This is a genomic window from Pedobacter heparinus (genome assembly GCF_032678725.1).
GTDB classification, from domain to species: Bacteria; Bacteroidota; Bacteroidia; order Sphingobacteriales; family Sphingobacteriaceae; genus Pedobacter; species Pedobacter heparinus_A.
This window is the reverse complement of the sequence record NZ_JAVTSC010000001.1, coordinates 359,428-379,925: the sequence shown is the minus strand read 5'-3', so window position 1 is coordinate 379,925 and position 20,498 is coordinate 359,428. Positions and strand designations below refer to the sequence as shown.

General features: G+C 41.3%; 20 protein-coding genes. 7 read left to right on the top strand and 13 right to left on the bottom strand.

Annotated elements, in window-relative coordinates:
- Window positions 1–46: 46 nt before the first annotated feature.
- Together R2Q85_RS01600 and R2Q85_RS01595 are read right to left on the bottom strand one after the other, a co-directional pair.
- On the bottom strand, window positions 47–805 hold the full coding sequence (locus R2Q85_RS01600) for a WecB/TagA/CpsF family glycosyltransferase (RefSeq protein ID WP_316809983.1): 759 nt from the start codon (window positions 803–805) through the stop codon (window positions 47–49).
- A 430-nt stretch (window positions 806–1,235) separates the two neighbouring features.
- Window positions 1,236–1,982 (bottom strand): tyrosine-protein phosphatase, encoded by a 747-nt coding sequence (locus R2Q85_RS01595; RefSeq protein ID WP_316809982.1) that lies wholly within the window; start codon window positions 1,980–1,982, stop codon window positions 1,236–1,238.
- Window positions 1,983–2,210: 228 nt separating this feature from the next.
- Here R2Q85_RS01595 and R2Q85_RS01590 point away from each other — a divergent pair, with 228 nt between their 5' ends.
- The 4 genes from R2Q85_RS01590 to R2Q85_RS01575 all read left to right on the top strand — a co-directional run bounded on the left by R2Q85_RS01590 (window position 2,211) and on the right by R2Q85_RS01575 (window position 4,575).
- Window positions 2,211–2,402, top strand: coding sequence for a cold shock domain-containing protein (locus R2Q85_RS01590; protein WP_316809981.1), 192 nt, complete (start codon window positions 2,211–2,213; stop codon window positions 2,400–2,402).
- Window positions 2,403–2,686: 284 nt separating this feature from the next.
- Window positions 2,687–3,145 carry a PA2169 family four-helix-bundle protein gene (locus tag R2Q85_RS01585; RefSeq protein WP_316809980.1) on the top strand — a complete coding sequence of 153 codons (459 nt, stop codon included), beginning with the start codon at window positions 2,687–2,689 and terminating at the stop codon, window positions 3,143–3,145.
- A 57-nt stretch (window positions 3,146–3,202) separates the two neighbouring features.
- A complete protein-coding gene (locus tag R2Q85_RS01580; protein ID WP_316809979.1) occupies window positions 3,203–3,787 on the top strand; it encodes a DUF4142 domain-containing protein in 585 nt (194 codons plus the stop codon).
- 203 nt (window positions 3,788–3,990) lie between these two features.
- The gene (locus tag R2Q85_RS01575) at window positions 3,991–4,575 is read left to right on the top strand and encodes a DUF4136 domain-containing protein (RefSeq protein ID WP_316809978.1); all 585 of its coding nucleotides are present in this window, start codon (window positions 3,991–3,993) and stop codon (window positions 4,573–4,575) included.
- Between the two features lie 88 nt (window positions 4,576–4,663).
- On the opposite strand, the gene R2Q85_RS01570 is transcribed toward R2Q85_RS01575, so the two are convergent.
- From R2Q85_RS01570 to R2Q85_RS01550, 5 genes are all read right to left on the bottom strand, one after another.
- On the bottom strand, window positions 4,664–5,803 hold the full coding sequence (locus R2Q85_RS01570) for an alpha/beta hydrolase (protein ID WP_316809977.1): 1,140 nt from the start codon (window positions 5,801–5,803) through the stop codon (window positions 4,664–4,666).
- Between the two features lie 116 nt (window positions 5,804–5,919).
- Window positions 5,920–6,249 (bottom strand): MauE/DoxX family redox-associated membrane protein, encoded by a 330-nt coding sequence (locus tag R2Q85_RS01565; RefSeq protein ID WP_316809976.1) that lies wholly within the window; start codon window positions 6,247–6,249, stop codon window positions 5,920–5,922.
- Window positions 6,249–6,380, bottom strand: a complete 132-nt coding sequence (locus R2Q85_RS01560) for a hypothetical protein (protein ID WP_316809975.1) — start codon at window positions 6,378–6,380, stop codon at window positions 6,249–6,251. The genes R2Q85_RS01565 and R2Q85_RS01560 overlap by 1 nt, the downstream gene beginning before the upstream one ends.
- A gap of 110 nt (window positions 6,381–6,490) precedes the next feature.
- Window positions 6,491–6,646 carry a hypothetical protein gene (locus tag R2Q85_RS01555; protein ID WP_316809974.1) on the bottom strand — a complete coding sequence of 52 codons (156 nt, stop codon included), beginning with the start codon at window positions 6,644–6,646 and terminating at the stop codon, window positions 6,491–6,493.
- Window positions 6,636–6,860 (bottom strand): hypothetical protein, encoded by a 225-nt coding sequence (locus R2Q85_RS01550; protein ID WP_316809973.1) that lies wholly within the window; start codon window positions 6,858–6,860, stop codon window positions 6,636–6,638. The genes R2Q85_RS01555 and R2Q85_RS01550 overlap by 11 nt, the downstream gene beginning before the upstream one ends.
- Window positions 6,861–7,099: 239 nt before the next feature.
- On the opposite strand from R2Q85_RS01550, the gene R2Q85_RS01545 reads away from it, so the two are divergent.
- Window positions 7,100–7,312, top strand: a complete 213-nt coding sequence (locus tag R2Q85_RS01545; protein ID WP_316809972.1) for a hypothetical protein — start codon at window positions 7,100–7,102, stop codon at window positions 7,310–7,312.
- Window positions 7,313–7,397: 85 nt separating this feature from the next.
- Here R2Q85_RS01545 and R2Q85_RS01540 read toward each other — a convergent pair whose 3' ends face one another.
- The gene (locus R2Q85_RS01540) at window positions 7,398–8,549 is read right to left on the bottom strand and encodes a hypothetical protein (protein WP_316809971.1); all 1,152 of its coding nucleotides are present in this window, start codon (window positions 8,547–8,549) and stop codon (window positions 7,398–7,400) included.
- 167 nt (window positions 8,550–8,716) lie between these two features.
- Between R2Q85_RS01540 and R2Q85_RS01535 the strand changes: the two genes are divergently transcribed.
- Both R2Q85_RS01535 and R2Q85_RS01530 read left to right on the top strand, forming a co-directional pair.
- The gene (locus tag R2Q85_RS01535) at window positions 8,717–10,030 is read left to right on the top strand and encodes a BNR-4 repeat-containing protein (RefSeq protein ID WP_316809970.1); all 1,314 of its coding nucleotides are present in this window, start codon (window positions 8,717–8,719) and stop codon (window positions 10,028–10,030) included.
- Between the two features lie 33 nt (window positions 10,031–10,063).
- On the top strand, window positions 10,064–12,040 hold the full coding sequence (locus R2Q85_RS01530) for a hypothetical protein (protein WP_316809969.1): 1,977 nt from the start codon (window positions 10,064–10,066) through the stop codon (window positions 12,038–12,040).
- A gap of 42 nt (window positions 12,041–12,082) precedes the next feature.
- Here R2Q85_RS01530 and R2Q85_RS01525 read toward each other — a convergent pair whose 3' ends face one another.
- From R2Q85_RS01525 to R2Q85_RS01505, 5 genes are all read right to left on the bottom strand, one after another.
- Complete coding sequence (locus R2Q85_RS01525; RefSeq protein WP_316810294.1) at window positions 12,083–12,697, bottom strand: PAS domain S-box protein; 615 nt, start codon at window positions 12,695–12,697, stop codon at window positions 12,083–12,085.
- Window positions 12,698–12,763: 66 nt separating this feature from the next.
- Window positions 12,764–13,552, bottom strand: a complete 789-nt coding sequence (locus R2Q85_RS01520; RefSeq protein WP_316809968.1) for a PAS domain-containing protein — start codon at window positions 13,550–13,552, stop codon at window positions 12,764–12,766.
- Between the two features lie 356 nt (window positions 13,553–13,908).
- Window positions 13,909–15,564 (bottom strand): polysaccharide lyase, encoded by a 1,656-nt coding sequence (locus tag R2Q85_RS01515; RefSeq protein ID WP_316809967.1) that lies wholly within the window; start codon window positions 15,562–15,564, stop codon window positions 13,909–13,911.
- Between the two features lie 198 nt (window positions 15,565–15,762).
- Window positions 15,763–18,579, bottom strand: coding sequence for an outer membrane beta-barrel protein (locus tag R2Q85_RS01510; RefSeq protein WP_316809966.1), 2,817 nt, complete (start codon window positions 18,577–18,579; stop codon window positions 15,763–15,765).
- A gap of 140 nt (window positions 18,580–18,719) precedes the next feature.
- Entirely contained in the window at window positions 18,720–20,498 is a 1,779-nt protein-coding gene (locus tag R2Q85_RS01505) for a RagB/SusD family nutrient uptake outer membrane protein (RefSeq protein WP_316809965.1), read from the bottom strand.

Genomic DNA, 20,498 nt, shown 5'->3' with positions numbered 1-20,498 from the left:
TCGGACAACAAGAAAAAAATCCTGTATACATTTGTATATTTATTACTCATAACGCATTCCCTCCCCCATTCTGAACATTAAGTTTCTTTTTTATAATATGGCCCAGATAAATGGGCCCATAATAAAAATAGCGGCGCCACATCCTGCTGGGTTCATGAATAAATCTGCCAAGCCATTCCAAACGAAGGTCAATCCAAAGCTGACCAGGGCGTTTTACCGTTCCGGCATAAAAATCAAATACTGCGCCTACAGCGCATATTATTTTTGCATTAATTCTTTTTTTATGTTCGTTGGCCCATTTTTCTTGTTTAGGAGCAGTGAGACCAATGAATAAAACATCAGGGTTAAATGAATTGATAGCCTCAATCATCTCCTTGTTGTCCTCATCATTGAAATTTGGTTTAAATGGAGGAGAAAAGAATCCCATTTCGATACCAGGATACTCTTCGTACAGTCGCTGCCTGATCTTTTGAAGGGTACTTGTGGAGGATCCAAGGTAAAAGCACCTGCCATTTCTTTCATTTAAATCAGAAAGTAAATGCAAGTGTAAATCGGTTCCGGATATTTTCCTGATTTTTTTCCCTGTCAGAAATCTTTCCGCAAAAACTATACCCTCGCCATCCGGCAATAAAACTTCAGACTCCCGGAGGGCCTGCTTAAATTTATCGTCTTTTTCTGCAATACAATAGGAATATTGATTTATTGTATTGATTACTGTTTTCTGAACAAACGGTAAATCACTTAAAGAACCGGTATAGAGATCATAGTCAATCCCACTCCTTTTTAAACCCTTCATGTTTTTCATTGGTAGATGATTTAATAAATAAGTTTTAACCTTAAAATTTGGGCTACGCTCGTTGACTTAATATGTTGGAAGGGATGTACTCTAATTTACGTAAATTATTCAATTAAAGTTTTGGATATTATTGATATATAGGTGATTACAAATCTAAAATTAAATTGGCATGCCGATTGATTTCTTGCCGAAAGCTGTATTTGAGAAAACAATTACCCACTAGCTAAACTTTGGAAAAAAACACCCCAGTCAATATTATTTACATAAAAAGAAGTAATTTAAACTTTTACTAAACTTTAAGGAATAAGCCACCAAAACAACCCTAAAAAGTAGTACTCCATATTAAAGTTATACAGTTAACTTACCTAATAAGAAAAAATGAAGGGAAAAATTATACCCAAATAAATTTGTCAATTAATACAACTTTAAGTTGTATTAATTATTTTTTTATTTTTTTTGAACTAAAAAGTTCCTTGTTTTTGAATGGATAACGACCAATTATTTTATAGAGGCTTCCGTTAGAGACTATTGATTTAAGCGTATTCAAATGACCTTCGTGATGAAGATCTGTAGCCGCCATATCATAGAACCCTTTCTCCAAAAGATAATTTGATGCCCATTTGATATCTTTTCCATAATATCCGTTTACTGACAACAAATTTAATTGGAACAGCACACCTATGTCTTTTAATCTACTGTATTTGTCAAGCTGTTTATGGTAAAAATTATAACGCTCCGGATGTGCCAGGATTACCTGATATCCTTTAAGTTGTAAATCAAAAATTATTGTCTCCATTTTGGGCATTTCATAGGCATACGACATTTCAACAAGGATGTGTTTCCCAGGCAAGCACAATAGGTCTTCGCAAGCTTGAAATGTTTCATCAATCATATACTCTGCAGCTGTATTTATTTCAACATTTAAATCAATACCCGTTAAAGCAGTTTTAACTTGAGTTAAGGCATCAGTTATGGTTTCAGGCGTATTCGGGTAAATTTCTGAAAAAATATGAGGCGTACATATCAGCTCAGTAAATCCAAGTTCTTTGAGTTCTTTTATAAAAGCTATAGATTGCCCTATATCTTTTACTCCATCATCAATACCCGGCAATAAATGAGAATGCATATCAACACCCAGCCATTCCACATCGGTCACTTTTATTTTTTTATGAAAAAAAGAGATCATTTTTAAAGATCAATATTATTTTTCGAACAATGGAATTATATCTTTTTAAACTTTATTAACTGCATAAAACCTTCGCGATTCGCTTCCACCACATTATTATTTAAGATTTTGTCAGTTTAATTTTATTTAAATTTTCATAAACAAAATGTAAATCAGACTGTTGTCATCCCTGGGCAAATGGAGAAAACCAGGGATTCCGGAACATTATTTTTTATTAATCAAAATCACATGCCAGAAGGAACAGTAAAATTTTTTAATGAGTCAAAAGGATTTGGCTTTATCGTCCCCAGCAATGGCGAACCCGAAATTTTTGTACACGCAAGTGCCTTAAGCACACCTGTTAGAGAAAATGACCGGGTAAGCTATGAAGTGGAAGAAGGAAAGAAAGGCCTTAACGCCGCTAAAGTAAAAAAGATCTGACAGCAGTCACAGCTAAAAAGCATCCAAAAAATGGATGCTTTTTAGCTGTGACTATTGATTAATGAACACGGTTTGATGTCATCTTCCCATTCAGAACCCTCCTCTTCCGCTCCTGATTCCTTCTCTGGGTATTCTTGCCAGAATTTAGGATTCCTGGCAGGTGCGAAGACCGACATACGAATTGAATATTGTTATAGATGGTTAGCAGTAACCTATAATTTTGTTTTTTAATAAAAACCTTTCCAGTATCCGAATGTTACACTGGCACATCAAAACTTATAAAAATGGAAAACAGCACAGTAAACACAGAAATTTTAAACGATCTGATTCAAATCAACAACGACAGGGTAGCAGGCTATCAAAAAGCACTGTCAGAATTATCCGATAACGATAGCGACCTCAGATCATTATTCTCAGAGATGATCAGACAAAGCGGCCAGCATGAATCAGCGCTTACCCAGGAAGTTCAGGTACTTGGTGCTTCTGCAGAATCAGGCACCACTACATCTGGCAAAATATACCGGGCCTGGATGGATGTAAAAGCAGTATTTACAGGACATGACCGTGAAACAGCTTTGAATAATTGCGAGTTTGGAGAAGATGCCGCTCAGAAAGCATATAAAACGGCTTTGGAAACCGAAGGCCTGTCAACAAACCTCAGAAGTATGATCTCTGAGCAAAAAGCAGATTTAAGAAACTCACATGATCAAATTAAAGTATTAAGAGATAGCGTATCATCTTAATCTCATGAAACAATTAGCTTACACAATGGTTATCATGCCAAACAAAAACTTAGCACTATGAAAAAATTAATTTTAGCGCTGGCCGTATCTGCGACCACACTGGCATTCCAGGGTTGCGGGAACAGCTCAAACAATTCAGCCGACACATCAGACACCTCTGCTATGGCAACTGACACGATGGGAATGGCTGATAACAGCGGTATGAGCGTTGAACAAAGCGACATCGATTTTGCGAATAAAGCCGCAGTTGGAGGAATGGCTGAGGTTGAATTCGGAAAACTTGCCCAGGAAAAAAGCAGCAATGCCCAGGTAAAAGAATTCGCTGCTATGATGGTCAAAGACCACGGCATGGCTAACGAGGAGCTAAAGGATATCGCCGGCATAAAAAGCATCACTTTGCCAACTGCCCTTGATGATGAACACAGCAAAAAATTCGAAGAGCTGAAATCAAATTCAGGGACCGACTTTGACAAGGCCTATGTGGATGCTATGGTAGATGGACACCAGAAAACCCTTGACCTCATGACCAGTGAAGCCGGCAGCGGAAAAGATCCTGAACTAAAGGGATTTGCTTCCAAGACAGCACCTATAGTGAAAATGCACCTGGATATGATCAACAAGATCAAAGCAGGATTAAAATAATCAACTATATTCCTAAAACCCGGCCCACCAGCCGGGTTTTGTTTTATCATTCCCCGATAACTACACCCCTTTTCCTGAAGCATTTTCCACCGTCATCAGTTTGTAATTCTGAAACCCCAGTTAATCTGTTTAGGATTTCTTTTCGTAAATTAAACAAAAAGGATACATGGCAATTTTTCTACCTCACACAAATAAACAGAAAAATGAAAAAGCAAATTTTAACACTGCTGGTATTGACAGCAACGCTGTCTGCCTGCTCCTCTTACAACTATTACGCGGTAAGTAACAAGTCGATGGGCTCCCAGTACAAGACCTATGCATGGATTCCGGAAGGCAAGTCCAAAGCCTCTAAGATTTATGATAACGACGTCGCTACCGACAGAATTATCGAATCAACCAGCCGGGAACTCGAAAACAGGGGGCTGGAACTGAATAATAAAAAACCTGATATTTTAGTGCGGTACACTGCTGTAGTCAATAACGAAACAAAACACTACAATGACCCGGTTTATTACAATCCACCCGCAAGGCTGAGTCCGCGAATAGCTTATTACAGGGGACGTGCTTACCGTTACTATTCCTATTACAACCCATTACCGGTTTACGTAGGTACCGAGACCAGAAAAACACAGATAAAGGAAGGCAGCATCATGCTCGACCTGATAGACCGAAAAACTTCAAAGGTCATCTGGAGAGGCTGGGCCGAAGGAGAAGTCAACAACCCTGAAAAGGCCATCAATGAATTACCTAAGGTAGTAGAGAATATTTTTAAAAAGCTGCCAGGTTAGCCCAGTATTAGTTAGAAAACTTTTATACAATTGGATATGAATATAAACAGCAGTTGTTATAGAACAACTGCTGTTTATATTATTAAACTTATTTAAGCGCAGTTTTAAGCTGAACAGCAGCATACTCCATTGCAGCTTTTGCCTCTGGTACAACAGCTCCCATTCCGAAAAACTCATGAGTAACACCATCATAATTTTTGCTGTCAACCTTCACTCCTGCCCCCTTTAATTTATCAGCGAGCATCATTCCGTCACTTTGTAAAGGATCGATCTCAGCCGTTATAACTGTTGTAGGCGGAAGACCTTTAAGATTAGCGGCAACAAGGTTGATGCGCGGATCTTTAGCTTCTTCCATATTATTAAGATAATTTTTCACAAACCAGCCCATCATTGGCTTATCAAGCGGTTTAGCCCCAGCATTTTTTTGGTAGGATGGTGTATTCATATCCGCACCCGCAACAGGATAAACGGCAAGTATAGCTGTTGGTAACATCACCTTACTGTCTCTGGCTTTGATAGCTGTGTTCACAGCAAGATTTCCACCAGCGCTTTCTCCGGCAACTGCTACACGTTTAGGATCTCCATGTAAAGCCGCTGCATTTTTAAGAACCCACTGGTAAGCTGCAAAGGCATCATTATGGGCTACCGGAAATTTATGCTCCGGTGCAAGACGATACGCCACAGAAACGACAATGGCACCCGTCTGGTCAGCTAAACTTTTAGAAGATCCGTCATAAACATCAATACCAGCAATCACGAAGCCACCGCCATGATAGTAAACGATGATGGGGCTCGGACCTGTTACATTTTTAGGTGTATAAATCCTGAGGTGGATATTTCCACCGGGAACAGGTATTTCTTTGCCAATCGTGTCTACGGCCATTACCGGCATAGGAATGTTGTTCTCTTTCATCAGGTCCATCACTGCATCAGTTGGTGTATGGTTCTTACGTGCTTCTTGTGCCGAAAGTTCCGGTATCGGCTTATCCTTATAGCTCGCCAGTTTTTCCATTACTGCCTGCATCTGCGGCTTAATGCCCGGGGCCCAATCCGGCGCAGGCCCCAGCGGCCTGATTTCGTTCATATTAGCTGACGAATCCCGTACCAAAGCGTCTGCGGCTGTAGCGGTACTGTCGGCATCAGCAGATTTAGTGCTGTTGCTCTGGCATGCAGAGAAGCCAACCCCAGCAAGCACAGCCATTGATAAGATAAATTTTACTTTTTTCATAATAGATAGTTTAATATCTTTCAAACAGCTGGATATCATCCTTGTTTCTACTATTCCTATAAGTTGTACTTTTACTCGAAATCAAAAGTGATTCCGGATTTATAATTGGAGTAACCTCACCCAACCGATGACGGGCAGGGGCATGCCCCTGCCCGCAAGGGCCACCTATTGTACAAGCCCAGCAATGCTACAGTACCGATAAACATAAACGTGGCGTTAAAAAATAGGTGATTTTTCCAGGATAGCAAATTCACTACGCCGCCGCAGGTACAGCCCAGCTTTAAACCAGACGCCAACATCCCGCCTATATAAACTTCAAACACCCCCAGCAAAATCAGCGCAGCCCATAACCCTTTCTTTCGCCAGCCGGGCAAACATAAAGCCAGCACAATCAGCAGTTCTACCAATGGCAGCAGCACAGCCAGTACAGGCGCCAAAGTCTGCATCAGCACCAAAGGCGAAGCCGCATCTGGAAAATAAACTTATCATATTCCAGCAGCTTACTCAGTGCGGTGTAGCCAAACAACAGCATCAGCAACGCTATGCATATTTCAATAAGTATCATTTTTGCTCTCATTTATATTCGCTTTAATACAAACAAAAATAGCCTCCGCGAAGGAAGGCTAAAAGGCTATTTAGCCCTTTCAAAAAGGTTTGTTGGCCCCCTGGTAGGGGGCTATTTAGCCCCTAATCAGGATAAATCTTCCGGGCTGCTTTTAAACAGGTAATAGAAATGCCAATAAAGCTGGCGATCTCCTCATTGCTCAACCTCCACACCCCATCAACATAGAATTCCCGAAACTGTTGTTTAAATACATGGTAGCGCAGCTTTTTATCTACCATCTGCAGTATCTCTGTTTGCAAATCCTTGCGCGCAGTTTCGGCAGCCCTGATCTTTTTCATCCTCTTTTTTATCTCCAAAACCCATACCTATCCCTCCACGACTCGTCATATTAGTTTCTACAATGTGTGCATCTTTATGGTCTGCCAGCCATCCGTTGATTTCTGCTTGCAATGCTTTTATAGAGGGAGCGGCAAATATCTGTATCTTGTTCATAACGGTAAGGTTTTATAATTCGCAAGGTGACCGCCTTGTATAAATAACAAATAAAACTTATAATGTTTTGGACAGGGTGAATAATTTTATTTTTAGTTTTCATGATAGCCTGCCGCGCTGTAATATTTTCATAATGGCAGTACCTTTTATCGCAAATGGCAGCACATTTCAAATTTTGAAAACCATCTGGCGTTTTGAATGTTCCTTCATTAATCTATTATAAACTTAAAAAGCTGATTATGAAAAAATTACTGATCACAACCTTGATGGCTGCCTTTTGCTGGACAGCCTTCGCCCCCAGCGCAGAGGCACAGGATACTACACGCAGGAAGCAGGACACTACAAAAAGACACGATCCAAAATCTAAAATTCCTAAAGACAAGAAAAAGGATAAACGTGATACCACACAGCGTAGACCAGATACAACATCTACGCCGCCAAGACCGCAATAATTTTCTTCCACTAATTCAAAAAGCCTTAGACTACACCTTAAGGCTTTTTGAATAACAATATCCCCAGCCAACTCTTCATAGGCTGTCAGGGAATGTTATTATAATCTTGAAGCGAAAATAGATAACCCGCTGAACCCGCTTCATTTTGAATTTCTCCTCCTATCAAGGCTACGAGGTCATTATTGTCGTCTAAGACCTGGTACAATGCAAAAGGATGTAAAAATCTGTCATAACATGGAAATTCACCATCTGTAGGCAAACAGGCACACCACATGGTAAAAGACATCCCCCGTCCATTATTATTACTGGACAAGTGATAAACAAATCCAGGTCTTGTGGTTGTGCAGCTACAATTAACCCCAGTACCTGTGGTGAATGACCGGAAATGCAGTGTATTGGCCGGGCTTGGTGATGATGGTGTATTAGCACCACTTAAATTCATTACTCCGGCGTCCCAGGTGTTAAAGGCTGCAGATGAAGGGGTAATAACAGGTGCTGAAACTTCATTAACCGCTTTTGCAGATACTGCTTTGCTGGTAGCATTACTAAAATTAGGAAGGCCGTCACTTACGATCTGGGTTATTGTTTTAAAAGTAGAAAAAAGCGAGTGGCTTCCATACCCTCTTCCGTGTGTAAGTGAATAGGTTGATGATAGTAAAGATGCACGGGCTAACGCCGGAGTAGGGTTGGTTATTGTCCAGCTTTCCTGAGCACCTGCAGCAAAAGAAGGGGTTGCCCACGTGATATCCAGTTTTCCAGTCGTAGTATTATACACATAAGTCCCCGTCCATGATTCGTACTGTCCTGCAGGAAAGCACCACCCATATGGGGTATAAGCATTGCAGGTTTTGGTTAAACCTTCCATGGTACACACATGAGCACTAAAAGGAACCTTTCCCACCTCATTGGGGCTTTTCCAGGTCCATACAATTGCTCCTACAGTTCCGCTAGTTGTAAACGATAGCTGCCATATCCGCTCCCATGTATATCCATTCGTGTCAAAATTACCATTCACCCAGGTAAACCTTTCTTTTCCACCGGGCAAGTCCTGTACAGAAGTTATTGAAGATATCTTATTCGATACTCCTACTCCATTTTTCAAACCGTCATTTTGCGGATATACGTTTTTAGGATCTACATTTTGAGTACATGCAGAAGCGCAAATGAGATATGCCAAAAGAACCAAAAATGACATTAAAGCACTGTACACGTTTAGTTTAAAATTTATTTTTTTCATATTCTATAAATTTAGTTTGCGGTTTTAATGCGTTTTTATTAATTAAATTTACATTATAAAAACGCAAATACAAGTTTTTTTATATATTTGTTTGAGCATAGGTGTTACAGAATGCCGTATTTAAAGCAACCCGCCCCTGCACGGATAGGATATCAGACAAAGAACCCATGAAGAGAAGAATCGTTAGCTTTTTAATAATATTTTGGATAGCATCATTTTTTGCCCCGCGGGGTTCAGCTCAAACACCTGTTAAGCAGAGACCTGTCTATCCTGTTGTAGCTGAAGATGGAGCCTGGTGCTGGTTTACAGATCCCCGGGCAGTATATCATAAAGGGTTGCAGGAACGGATTTATTTTGGCTATATAAACAGTAAAGGCGATGTGGTAATTAGTGCCAGAGATGTAAAAACAAAAGCAATTCAAACCCATGTGCTTCATGCAAAATTGCAAATTGATGATCACAACGTACCCTCTATTTTATTTTTACCAGATGGTAAAATTCTGACATTTTACACCGAGCATAGCGGCCGGATATTTATGCGTAAAAGTAAAAATGCCGAAGATATAAGCGAGTGGGAAGAAGAGAAAATTCTTTCTTTTGGGCTGGCCGGCAACAAACGGCTATGTTACTCACATCCCGTAATGCTTTCAGGCGAAAATAATCGTATTTACATGTTTTACCGGGGCCAAACTGTAGGTGAAGCATATCCCGGTTGGCGGCAATATATTTCCTATAGTGATAACCTGGGGGATTCCTGGTCGGAAGGTCAGTCTTACTTAGATACCAAGGCGATAAATAATGCCATCTACCTGAAAGTGAGTTCGGACAATAAATCAAGGATTGATTTTGTATTTACAGATGGGCACCCGAAAATAGGACCTGCCTCTGTTTATCACATGTATTATGAGAAAGGTAAATTCAGTCAAACCAATGGAGATGAGATTGCAGACATAAAAAATGTGCCGCTGAATCTTAATAAGGTTAATAAAGTTTACGATGTTACCGCAACCAATGTTAAATCATGGATCTGGGACATTGCTTTAGATAAAAACAGAAGACCGGTAATTGCGTATACCCAATATCCCGAAGAAACAGATCACCGTTATCATTATACCCGTTGGAATGGTAAAAACTGGATGGATCAGGAGATCTGTAAAGCAGGTGGGATGATTACTGTGATAGAAACAGGTAAAAAAGTACTGGAAGCCCATTATTCGGGTGGTATTGTTCTGGATCATAATAATCCTTCCAATGTTTATCTTTCCCGCCAGATTAATGGCGTATTTGAAATAGAACAATGGAAGCTAAAAAGAGGAAACTGGAAAGTTAATAAAATAACGGACAAGTCTGCTGAAAGTAATATACGGCCGTATGTGATAGCTAATTATACTGGCAAAGAACCCATGGTGTTATGGATGAATGGATTATATAATCATTACACAAAGTTCAAAACAGCTTTGATGATTAATGAGGCCCGTTGAACTGTTAAATTCTAAATGATATTTATTAATTTTATGAGAAGGAACGAATGCTGTAAATCTATTTTTAATCGGAGCCAGGAACTTATTATGCTATCGCTCTGCATTACTCTAATTCTGTCAGTATCACTTCCCGTTGCATCCCAGGATTTAGGAAAGGGTTTCTTTGATCATGGTATAGCTTCTCCGCACAGCAGCGCCAAAGGTATTGTGGCCACGGTAGATGGAAAAGGACATCATATCGCATTGGTTTGGCTTTTTGATCATCGTGGGGGCTATGCTTTGCTTATGATTGATGCAGAGACAGGCAAAAGTGAGCAATTTCCTGTACCTATCCCAGTTGGCGATTATTCCTATTCTTCCATACTCTCCAGTAAAAATAAATTCTACACACTCTTCAATAGTCATTTTGTGGAGTTTGATCCTATAAAAAAGAAATTCACTTTTACTAAAAATTCTCTGCCTCAAATGGCGATGGGGATGACCGAAGATGATCAGGGAGTTATTTGGGCAGTTACTTATCCAAACAGCGGCCTGGTTTCCTTCAACCCAAATACCCGGGAATACAAAGATCATGGTTATGTATACAAGCAAAACTGGCTTCAATACCAAAGATTTATAGCTGCTGACGATACCGGATGGATCTATTTTGGCTTAGGCTTTACCGCCAGCCAGATTATTGCCTATGATCCTGCTTCTGGTCGGGCAAAGCCTATGTTTGAAGAAGCAGAACGTGAGCGGGGCTCTGCCTATGTTTATCGGGATTTAAATGGTAAAGTTTACGGTCAGGCCCTGCAAGACAGCTCAAAGGATTGGTATGAATTTTATAAAGGTAATCGTCGTAAAATCGGTAAACAGCCCACCCTTAACATAAAACCTATTATAACGGGTACTCAAAACCTATTTCACCGGGACTTTCCCGATGGCAGAAAAATTAGATCCCTGGATTTAGTGGAACGCAAGCTTGTTATAGAAGATCCAAAGACAGCTATTAAAAAGGAAGTTAGCTTTGAATATACCGGTGATGGTTCCTGGACTATGGGGGTAGGTGTTTCGCCTGATGGAACGATTAGTGGTGGAGCTTCATTTCCCATGCGCGCTTTCAGTTACGATGCCCGGATCAACAAATGGGCAAACCGGGAAGCTTTCGGCCAATTCAATGCGATAACACATCAGGGTGATCGTTTTTATTTTGGCGTCTATCCCAACGGATCTTTACTGGAATGGGACCCCTCTAAACCATGGATAAATACCCAGAAGAATAAAGCTGGAACTAATCCGCTCTTCCTCACCGCGTGTACACCAACTATTCATCGTCCCGGCAGGCTTCTGGCATATCCAGATGACAAAACCATTATTATGAGTGGAACACCTGAATACGGTTACACCGGAGGAGGCCTCCTTTTCTGGGACCGGGAGAAAAAGGATAGGATATTGTTAACAGATACATCGGTAATCATCGATCAATCTACAATAAGTCTGGTTCCATTAGCCAAAGGACTCTTGTTAGGAGGAACCACAACCGAACCGGGAACAGGTGGTGAGAAAAAAGCAAAAGAAGCCGAAGTGTACATAATGGACATGGCATCAAAGAAATTACTATGGCATAAGGCGCTCTTTCCGGGCGTGCAGGAATATACCGACATGACCGTTGGAAAGAGCGGATTAATATATGGAATAACCGACAGGAAGAAATTTTTCGTTTTTGATCCGGTAAAAAAGCTTATAGTGCATGAAAAAGAAACGACTTCATATTTTGGGTTAACTACTTATGAACAATCTCCACGGGTTTTCGTTCGTGGGAAAGATGGAGCAATTTATTTGTTATTTGTGAAAGGTATTGTGAAGGTAAACCCTGTTTCATTTGAAATGACTATGATAGCAGAATCACCCGCTCCGATAGATGCAGGTGGAGATTATCTTGATGGGCGAATTTATTTTATAAGTGGCTCACATCTTCTCAGTTACGTGCTGCCTGTGAACGAAAACTATCAACCGGCTGCAGGCAAATAAGCTGAATTTGTTTTACATTAGAATTTCCCGGCTTTCCTGTCATCAGGTTAACCTTTCCGCTTTCCTGATAATGTCTTTAATAATGCCGTCCAGTTCCTCTGCCGATCGCGTCAGATGCTGTAAAGACTCCCTGCTGGAATCTTCAACACCATTCCACAGGAGTTTAGACAGACCCATAATATTGGCTAAAGGGGCCCTCACCTGGTGGGCCTGCATCCAGGCAATTTCCCGCAAACGGTCAATGACATTCTGAGTTTTGATCTCCTCTTCTATCCGCCTGGTTACATCCCTTGAATTGGCTACGATACCAGCTACAACGATATCATCTGTCATGTCGGTGATAATAGTCTCAATCCAATGGTAGTGGCCATCAATACCTTTGAAACGGAACGGCCTGATTTTAACCCTTTTTTGTTCACTGAGTAGTCTAAACTGACTGATCACCTGCTCTAAGTCTTCCCGATGAATAAAATCAAATGCATTTTTTCCGATAAATTGTTCCGGGTCTATCCCTAAAATAGACTTTGAGGTCGGGCTGACGTATTTATAGTTAGCATCAGGGTCAAGTATGGCTACTAAATCCGATCCATCCTGTACCAGGGCTTTAAACCGCTGCTCACTTAGGCGTTCGAAATATTCATCAAACCTTACCGAAATGTTCTCCTGAACTGCCCTATGGTACTCAGAGTAAAACTTTGTTGGAACGGCATCCGGATAAACCTCCTAGATATTTTTCCCTATGATGTCTTTCCGCAATATAAATAAGAGCCGTTCTGCTGCTTTATTCCAATAGGTTACTGTCCAGTCTTTATTTAAGGCGATAAAACCATCTGTAATACTTTCCAGGATGTGCAATATCCTATGGTGATAATCGTCCACTTGTTTTTGTATCCTGGTACTTGCGGTAATGTCTTTAGCGATCACTTGTATACCAATTATTTCCTGCTTGATCACGATAGGGAGATTGGTCACGTTCAGTATCCGCTGCGTTCCTTTAGCACTGATGGTCCGGATGTCGAAATTCTGAAGTTCGCCCTGAAGGGTCTTCCTGAAATGACCATAGGCCTTCTCCACATCTTCCGGGGCAATAAAAGGAGTAAACGAAAGCCTGAAAAGCTCTTCTTCCCGGCATTCTGCCAGATCTATCAAAGCTTTATTGGCGCTAATAAAATTTCCCTCTGGATCCAGCGTAAAAACAGCATCAGGATAATCATTAAACAGGGGATGCTGAAAACTGCTTTGGATCAACTGTCTGTTTAGCGCTGTTTTTTTATCCAGATCGGTTTCGGTATGCGCTGTATCCGTAAGGTTTTGAACTATAAACTTGATCTCGTTTTCTTCATCCAGTAAAGGAAAGGTATTAATTTCCCAGTTTGCCAGGTGATAACTGGAAGCCTTCTTAGAATACATGGTATGTTCCAGCGCATTTTTCAGGCTTTCCATCCCCTTTGGCCCCCAAATTGTTGACCTATGATAGACCGTTTCATAAACGCCTTTTCCAATGAGTTCCATGCGATCAGGAACGGAACTTCGGGGATGATACTAGGATAGGTTAATGTATACTACATTTAGAAAGCAGAATAGTTTGCGATATTTTATTCCATTAGTTATACCAGTAAACGTCCTAAATTGCTGGAGGTTCCCTGCTACGATACTGTAACCGGCTTTCATATCCAGTTCAAGTTCGGCACACGCTCGGCTACAACCGAAGCAACACCCTACATGAACCGGACCTGAACCGGACGTGATCTGAACTTGCAGTACAACAGCAGGAGTACAATAGCAGCGCAGCAGGCTTAAAGGTAATAGCTGCCCACAAAAAAAGGGAGCACTTAACAGTGCTCCCTTTTTTATCAACAACAAGATGGTTATGGTTTTACCGTTTTAACAGGCACCACACTGTTCAGGTATACTTCAATGTTTGAATAACCACTTTTAGTAATCCTGGCTGCATCAGTCGCGTCATTTGGATTTAAACCATTTTTAGATTCGTAACTATCCGGCATCCCATCATTATCAGCATCCTTGTAAGGTGTGCCTTTATATTCAGGATAACCACCTACCTGGCTGATGTCGGTAATGATGCCCATCTTATAAGAATCCTTTGGTAGCCTGCGGTGTTCAAAATCTGGTTTATCTGATAATTTAACATTTGCAAGAGTAACAATTTTTCCTGTCTTTACCTGTTCAATTACGCGGGTATCAACCGGATCACGTTTTGGCAAAGTGGCACCAACATTGGTGAGCACGTATTTATGCGCATCCATGGTTGGTAAAATGGTCATTTCGGCCATTGGGAAAGGTTTTTTAACCCGCATAGCCGCAAAATAAGGTTTAGCCTGCTCGTAAGACATCAGGTTACCCTTTTTATCTTCAACCTGTACACCTCCATCCCAGTTGTCTTTGGTTACTTTTTCATTGCCTTCAATGATATTTCCTTCTACATAAGCTCTCCCAAACACCACATAAGGCAATTTACTGCGACCAGATTCCGGCTTTAATATCCTGTAGCTGATCGGGTCTTTCAGTTCCGTTACCGGGCCTGGCTTGTAATAGTTGTTGATGATATTGTATAGGGCGGTATAATCACCACCATCTGTAGAACGGTTGTTCCAGTTAAAGATCACATTATTGGCAAAGTTAAAAATGCCGTTCCATCCGATAGACGGGTTACGTGCACCATTATCCGCCCAAAGATTACGCATAAAATTACAGTTCTCTCCACCAAGCGTACTGCCAAAAGCATGGTTCCAGGTATCCAGAGCTTCAGAAAAAATAGAATTCTGAATGGTAATATTTACCGTAGCCAGTTTAACCTCCTGTTTGCCCGTACTGTCATTATACATGTGGCGGTACATGGACATGTTCTCATCCAACCCCCAGCTTGCCGAAACGTGGTCAATCATGATGTTTCCCACCGGATTTCCACCAATGGCGTCATCTCTGCGGCCAACAAAAGTTTCCCCCCTTCTAAAGCGCATAAAACGCACAACCACATCATGGGTATTTAACCATACCGACTCTCCAGCCACGCAAACCCCGTCACCAGGGGCAGTTTGCCCCGCAATGGTAATGTAAGGAGCACGGATAATCAGAGGTGTTTTGATCCGGATAATCCCGGCCACATTAAATACCACAATCCTGGCACCTCCCTGCTCACAGGCATCACGCAAAGAACCAGGGCCACTGTCATTTAAATTGGTTACCACAATTACGCGACCACCACGGCCACCAAAGCTATAAGCACCCCCGCCTTCTGCGCCCGGAAAAGCCAGAAGTTCAGCTTGTGGCAGATCAACAGGTCTTCCGGCCCATGGAATATAAGGTTTTCCTTCTTTAGCTTCTTTTTCCATAATCGGAAGCGCCTTTTGCCAGGCAATCTCCGATTGGCGATAGGCTTCTTTCATCATATCACCTGAAGCCTTAGCCACATCCTGTGGAATTTTAGGATACTGAGCGAAAGCAGAGGGCGCTGCAACAACGAGTGCTGCAGAAAATACGAATTGCAAAAATATCTTGTTCATTTCTCTCGAATAATAGATATACCAGAAAGCAGGTGGTATTTCAGATTAATATAATTTGGTTAGATTGTATAATAACTCAAAAATGCAATCTATAAAATGCCTTTTACTATAGTATTTTTCCCATCTCTTATACGATCTTATCCGATCTGTGTATTACGCCTGAAAACAACGTTTTATGTCGCAGTGATGTTACAGCTTTTACATAAAACTACCATCTCCTCTTCTCCTGATTGGCTGCCCTTTACGGCCTTTGGCCCCACTCCATTTCTGCAGGCGCATGCTCAGGCGAAGCATAAAGTATTGGCTCAGGGCGTTAGACCTGGTATCCGTATATCCTCCATTGTCATTGTAATCACGGCTTACAAAATTATTCTGGTTCAATATATCAAAAGCATGCAGTGTTATCCTGCCCCTGCGGTTAAACAATTCTTTTTCCAGGTAGGCATTAACCACAAAAGGGTTACTGGTCAGGTTTGCAGCAATACCGCTTACATAGTTTTTACTGGCACTGTAACCAAATAACCAGCTGTTTAAAAAGTATATTTTCCCGTCAACGTTAAAGGCCAGGGTATTGATCTCATTTTGATTTTTTAACAAAGTATTCTCAGACTTCGTATAATTATGAGAAGCATAAGGATTAATTTCAAACCAGTCTGTAGGGTTAATCCTGGGTCCAAACCGTTCAATAAAAGTTTTAACAGTATTGATGTTCTGCCCGCCGTTGCTCATTGAAATGCGATGGTTATAGTTTGCAGATCCGCTGAAAGACAAGTTATACTTGCGGTTACTCAGCTGTTTACTGATGGAGTAATTGCCTGCCAGACGATAGGAACCGTTCACATTGATGTACCTCGTTTCAGAAATATAAACAGCTTTCTGGTTGGGCCCGACTACCACATTGGGATCCAGTACATCTATCGTATTGTTTACCACACTGTTCTGCGTAAAAGAAGCATTCATATTCAGCGAATAATTCATTTTAATATCTGCCAGGTAGTTGTTGTATTCAGACCTGATGGTATGTGTAAACGATGCTTTAAGGTCAGGATTACCAATTCTGGGATTCTGAGGGTTGCTCACATCTCTTACGGGCTGTATCTGATCAAATGAAGGTTCATTTGCCGAACCAGAATAATTAAGCGAAATCTTATGCTGTCTGGACCATAAATACTCCATTCTTGCAATGGGGATCAGGTTAAAACTCTTGCGTTCAGTTGTGGTGCCCAGACTTACTTTTGTACCAGAAAGCAAAGACGGTATTCCAGTTAAACCAGCCGAAAACCTGAATTTAGAGGTGTTCACCATGCCGTATCTGAAGTTCATTGAAATGCGTGCCTGGGTAAAGGAATAATCGAAAATATTGCTCAAAGAATCGATAACCTGGCCGTAACCATCCGGAGTAACATTCCGGGTTGTGGCATCGTTACTGTAACCATTGTAATTTAACTGGGCATTTAATTCCAGCTGTGTATTTAGCGACAATGGTTCTACATAAGTTAAACTGCCCCGATAGGTGTTTTGCAGGTTTTTTCGTGCAATGATCCTGTTGACCAGGGAGTCCCTGCGCTCTGTTTCGTCCTCATTCAAAAAATAAACAATATTGGCTTCCCGCTGCTGTTCTGCATCGTTATTGTTGCTGTTTAAATTGGCATGTAAAGACAATCTCCTTCTTTTATTGCTAAACCTATGTGTATAACTGATGGCCGCACCGAGCTGAGGCCTGGTGTTTGTACTTTTATTTGAACTGATCTGGCGCTGATGCCGGAAACCAGTCTGATAAGACGAATCGGACCTTAAACTTAATGAAGAGCTGTAATTAACTGAGGGCGAAAAATTAATGAAGTTGTTGCTGTCCAGCTCAAAATCTATATCGGCCTTAAAACTGTGGTTTTTCGAATTGTTATCGCTTACACTGCCCCTGGTGGTATTGGTGGCAATCAATGTATCTTTTTGTGTATCAGGATCCCTGAAATTGGTAAATGAATGCGTAAAGCTGTTGTTTAAAGCGTTTATATCGTTCGCATTAAACCCGTAATTGATGTTAACTTCAATCTTCTTTCCTATTTTATCCCGGATGCTGAAGGAAGCGTTACCGTCATTTGTTGTGCCACCTGATCCTCCGCCACCACCACCTCCGGCAACACCATTTACTATATTTTTATAACCTGTCCTGACACCGATCTGTTGATTGCCATTGATCCTTGTCCCAAAAATACCTGCATCGTAACGCTTGTTGTTTCCTCCGGCAGTATTTAACCGCAGCAGGTTACCTACCGACTTATCTGTTCTGGTCGTGATGTTCAATATCTTTTGAGGATCTCCTTCTTTAACACCAGTACGAGCAGCTTCATCGCCATAATCGTCTACAATCTGGATCTTATCTACAATTTCGGCAGGCAGGTTTTTAATGGCGTTGGCTACGTCACCACCTAAATATTCTTTTCCGTTCAGCTTTGCTTTCAAAACCGATTCGCCATTGTGCACAAGAGTACCATCGGTCCCAACTTCCATCCCTTCCATCTTTTTCAGCAGCTCGTCAACAGTTGAATTCTCCCTCACTACATAATCGCTCGCCTTATATTCTATGGTATCCGTTTTATAGGTAATGGAAGGTTCCCCATTAATCACTACAGTATTTAAGGTATTTCTTTCTTCCTTAAGCACTATAGGGTCCATTACAATTCTCGGCAACATGTCGTTTTGCTTAAAGCGCATTGGAGGAGTTTTAACATAGCCAATGCTTTGAACCACGATGGTATAGGTGGCCAACTTCACATTTTTAAATATGAAATAACCATCGTTATTGGTTGATGTTTTTAAAGTGTCTTTAGCAGAGGTAAGGCTGACCGTTGCACCTATCACCTGCAAATCGGTAGTATCTTTGACAATCCCACTGATTTCACGTACCGAAAGCGGAGGAGGTGTTGGTTTAGTGGTTTTTTTTTGAGCATTAATCTGAGTCGTCCCAAATAAGATCAGTAAGAATAAAAGGATACTTGTCTCGCATTTCGCCATTAGGAATATTTGGTTTGGTTTAAGGTAAGACCATCACTAATGACATAGGTTTAATCCATAATTAATTATTGATGCATTCCTGCAAAAAGGACTGCAATTAAATTGCAGTCCTTTTGCGTTTAACCAGAAAAATGTATGTTTTAGTATCCTGGATTCTGATAACCAACAGGATTACTGATGGCATCGATCTGTCCTTGAGGGATAGGTCTTAAACCATGTGTACCATCTGCAAAATATTGACCCACATCAGGGTTTTTCTGCATCAGATAGGCTTTATTCAGCTTACCAGTACGTTTCAGATCGTACCATCTGCCGTATTCGCCGCAAAGTTCCCTGGCCCGCTCATCCAGTAAGAACTGCAAAGATATGTCGGCAGCACTTACCTGTTGCCCCACAACCCGGGTTCTTAAGGCATTTACGAAACCTGCAGCCGTGCTGTTCGCACCACGAAGATAAAATTCTGCTTCCGCAGCTATCAGGTATACCTCACCAAGACGCATTACAGTGGCATAGGCATCGCTGGTATAGCTGTTTGCCCTTGGGCTGATCAATGATCCTGAATTGAATTTGGTTAAAGAAGGATAAAAACGAATAAAAGGATTGTCCACTTCGCCTGGTGACTGATTTATCCGCGTATATTTCATTTTTACCTTTTGATCATCAGCATATAAATCTTTGTAATCTACTACAATGTATTTCTGCGCCAATTTTGTCGCCTGTTCGGCTGCATAACCAGGTTCTTCCGGACGAACAATCTTAATTGCCAGTTCTGTGTTGTTCACTGAAGTACCTGCAGGCACAGCAGCACCTACCCTGTCGAATTGCCTGATGGCATCTACTGTCCAGTTATAATTGGTATTGGCGGTCCAGCTGGTCTGAAACGACAATGCATACCTCGGGTCCAGGCTGCCATCAGGATTTTTAAATACATCCATCAGGTATTTGGTTGGCATAAAGTTACCACCAGACCAACGCCCCACAACCGTTTGAAAACCTGCAGATACGATGGCCCCGAATGCAGTTGGTGTAGCATAGAAACGCTTAAAATCGTTATTGTGGTCATACAGATTGGTAGAGCCATAATTTTGTGAGTAAGGCAGCTGGTAAAGCGCCTCCAGGTTATTTTTATTGTTAGCCGCATTAAAATTATCGACAAAGTTGGCGTACAGACGTGTATTGTAAGTAGCAGGTGCATCTATCAGCTTTTTAGCAGCTGTAATTGCCTCTTCCAGGTATTTATCCGTTCCATATTCTTTAGTCTGCAGACAAGCTTTCGCTAACAGTCCGATTGCTGCCTTTTTCGATGGGCGTCCGGCTTCCGCGGGTGTAGTTGGAAGGTTATCAGCAGCAAAACGCAGATCCGGAAGAATTACTTTTTCATAAACCTCCAGCTGAGGGGTACGGAATGACTCGAAAACAGGCGATTCTGTTTCCAAAATGGTTAGTGGGACTGGCCCGAATTGTTCCACCAGGTGAAAATAATATAGGGCTCTTAAAAAATGAGCTTCCGCAACCAGTGCGTTCTTTTCCTGATCACTGCTAAAATCCGTTACCTTATCTGCACGCAGGATAACGATATTGCAATAGTTAATGGCATCATAAGCACCGTTCCAGTAATCCTTGGCCATATCCAATGACATTGCCCCACCAGAAGCGTACTTCATGTAATTCTGATTGCTGCTGGAATTCAGGTCAGCTGTCCAGATATCTGTTCCACCTTCTGTAACCAGCAATAAGTTACGTCCATAGAAATACCTGGACAAGTCAAAGTAACAACTGGCCACCAGCTTATTAAATCCTGCCTTGGTAGCTGCAACCTTATCTACCGTTACACCCGATGGATTTACCTCCTCCAGGGAGCAGGAACTGGTAAATAGCCCCAGTCCCAATACGGCGATGTATATATTCTTTATCTTCAT

What these genes read in the sequence shown, in the direction of transcription:
- R2Q85_RS01600 (WP_316809983.1), bottom strand. Translation starts at nt 805, where the DNA reads ATGAAAAACATGAAGGGTTTAAAAAGGAGTGGGATTGACTATGATCTC.
- R2Q85_RS01595 (WP_316809982.1), bottom strand. Translation starts at nt 1,982, where the DNA reads ATGATCTCTTTTTTTCATAAAAAAATAAAAGTGACCGATGTGGAATGG.
- R2Q85_RS01590 (WP_316809981.1), top strand. Translation starts at nt 2,211, where the DNA reads ATGCCAGAAGGAACAGTAAAATTTTTTAATGAGTCAAAAGGATTTGGC.
- R2Q85_RS01585 (WP_316809980.1), top strand. Translation starts at nt 2,687, where the DNA reads ATGGAAAACAGCACAGTAAACACAGAAATTTTAAACGATCTGATTCAA.
- R2Q85_RS01580 (WP_316809979.1), top strand. Translation starts at nt 3,203, where the DNA reads ATGAAAAAATTAATTTTAGCGCTGGCCGTATCTGCGACCACACTGGCA.
- R2Q85_RS01575 (WP_316809978.1), top strand. Translation starts at nt 3,991, where the DNA reads ATGAAAAAGCAAATTTTAACACTGCTGGTATTGACAGCAACGCTGTCT.
- R2Q85_RS01570 (WP_316809977.1), bottom strand. Translation starts at nt 5,803, where the DNA reads ATGAAAAAAGTAAAATTTATCTTATCAATGGCTGTGCTTGCTGGGGTT.
- R2Q85_RS01565 (WP_316809976.1), bottom strand. Translation starts at nt 6,249, where the DNA reads ATGCAGACTTTGGCGCCTGTACTGGCTGTGCTGCTGCCATTGGTAGAA.
- R2Q85_RS01560 (WP_316809975.1), bottom strand. Translation starts at nt 6,380, where the DNA reads ATGAGAGCAAAAATGATACTTATTGAAATATGCATAGCGTTGCTGATG.
- R2Q85_RS01555 (WP_316809974.1), bottom strand. Translation starts at nt 6,646, where the DNA reads ATGGTAGATAAAAAGCTGCGCTACCATGTATTTAAACAACAGTTTCGG.
- R2Q85_RS01550 (WP_316809973.1), bottom strand. Translation starts at nt 6,860, where the DNA reads ATGAACAAGATACAGATATTTGCCGCTCCCTCTATAAAAGCATTGCAA.
- R2Q85_RS01545 (WP_316809972.1), top strand. Translation starts at nt 7,100, where the DNA reads ATGAAAAAATTACTGATCACAACCTTGATGGCTGCCTTTTGCTGGACA.
- R2Q85_RS01540 (WP_316809971.1), bottom strand. Translation starts at nt 8,549, where the DNA reads ATGAAAAAAATAAATTTTAAACTAAACGTGTACAGTGCTTTAATGTCA.
- R2Q85_RS01535 (WP_316809970.1), top strand. Translation starts at nt 8,717, where the DNA reads ATGAAGAGAAGAATCGTTAGCTTTTTAATAATATTTTGGATAGCATCA.
- R2Q85_RS01530 (WP_316809969.1), top strand. Translation starts at nt 10,064, where the DNA reads ATGAGAAGGAACGAATGCTGTAAATCTATTTTTAATCGGAGCCAGGAA.
- R2Q85_RS01520 (WP_316809968.1), bottom strand. Translation starts at nt 13,552, where the DNA reads ATGGAACTCATTGGAAAAGGCGTTTATGAAACGGTCTATCATAGGTCA.
- R2Q85_RS01515 (WP_316809967.1), bottom strand. Translation starts at nt 15,564, where the DNA reads ATGAACAAGATATTTTTGCAATTCGTATTTTCTGCAGCACTCGTTGTT.
- R2Q85_RS01510 (WP_316809966.1), bottom strand. Translation starts at nt 18,579, where the DNA reads ATGGCGAAATGCGAGACAAGTATCCTTTTATTCTTACTGATCTTATTT.
- R2Q85_RS01505 (WP_316809965.1), bottom strand. Translation starts at nt 20,498, where the DNA reads ATGAAGATAAAGAATATATACATCGCCGTATTGGGACTGGGGCTATTT.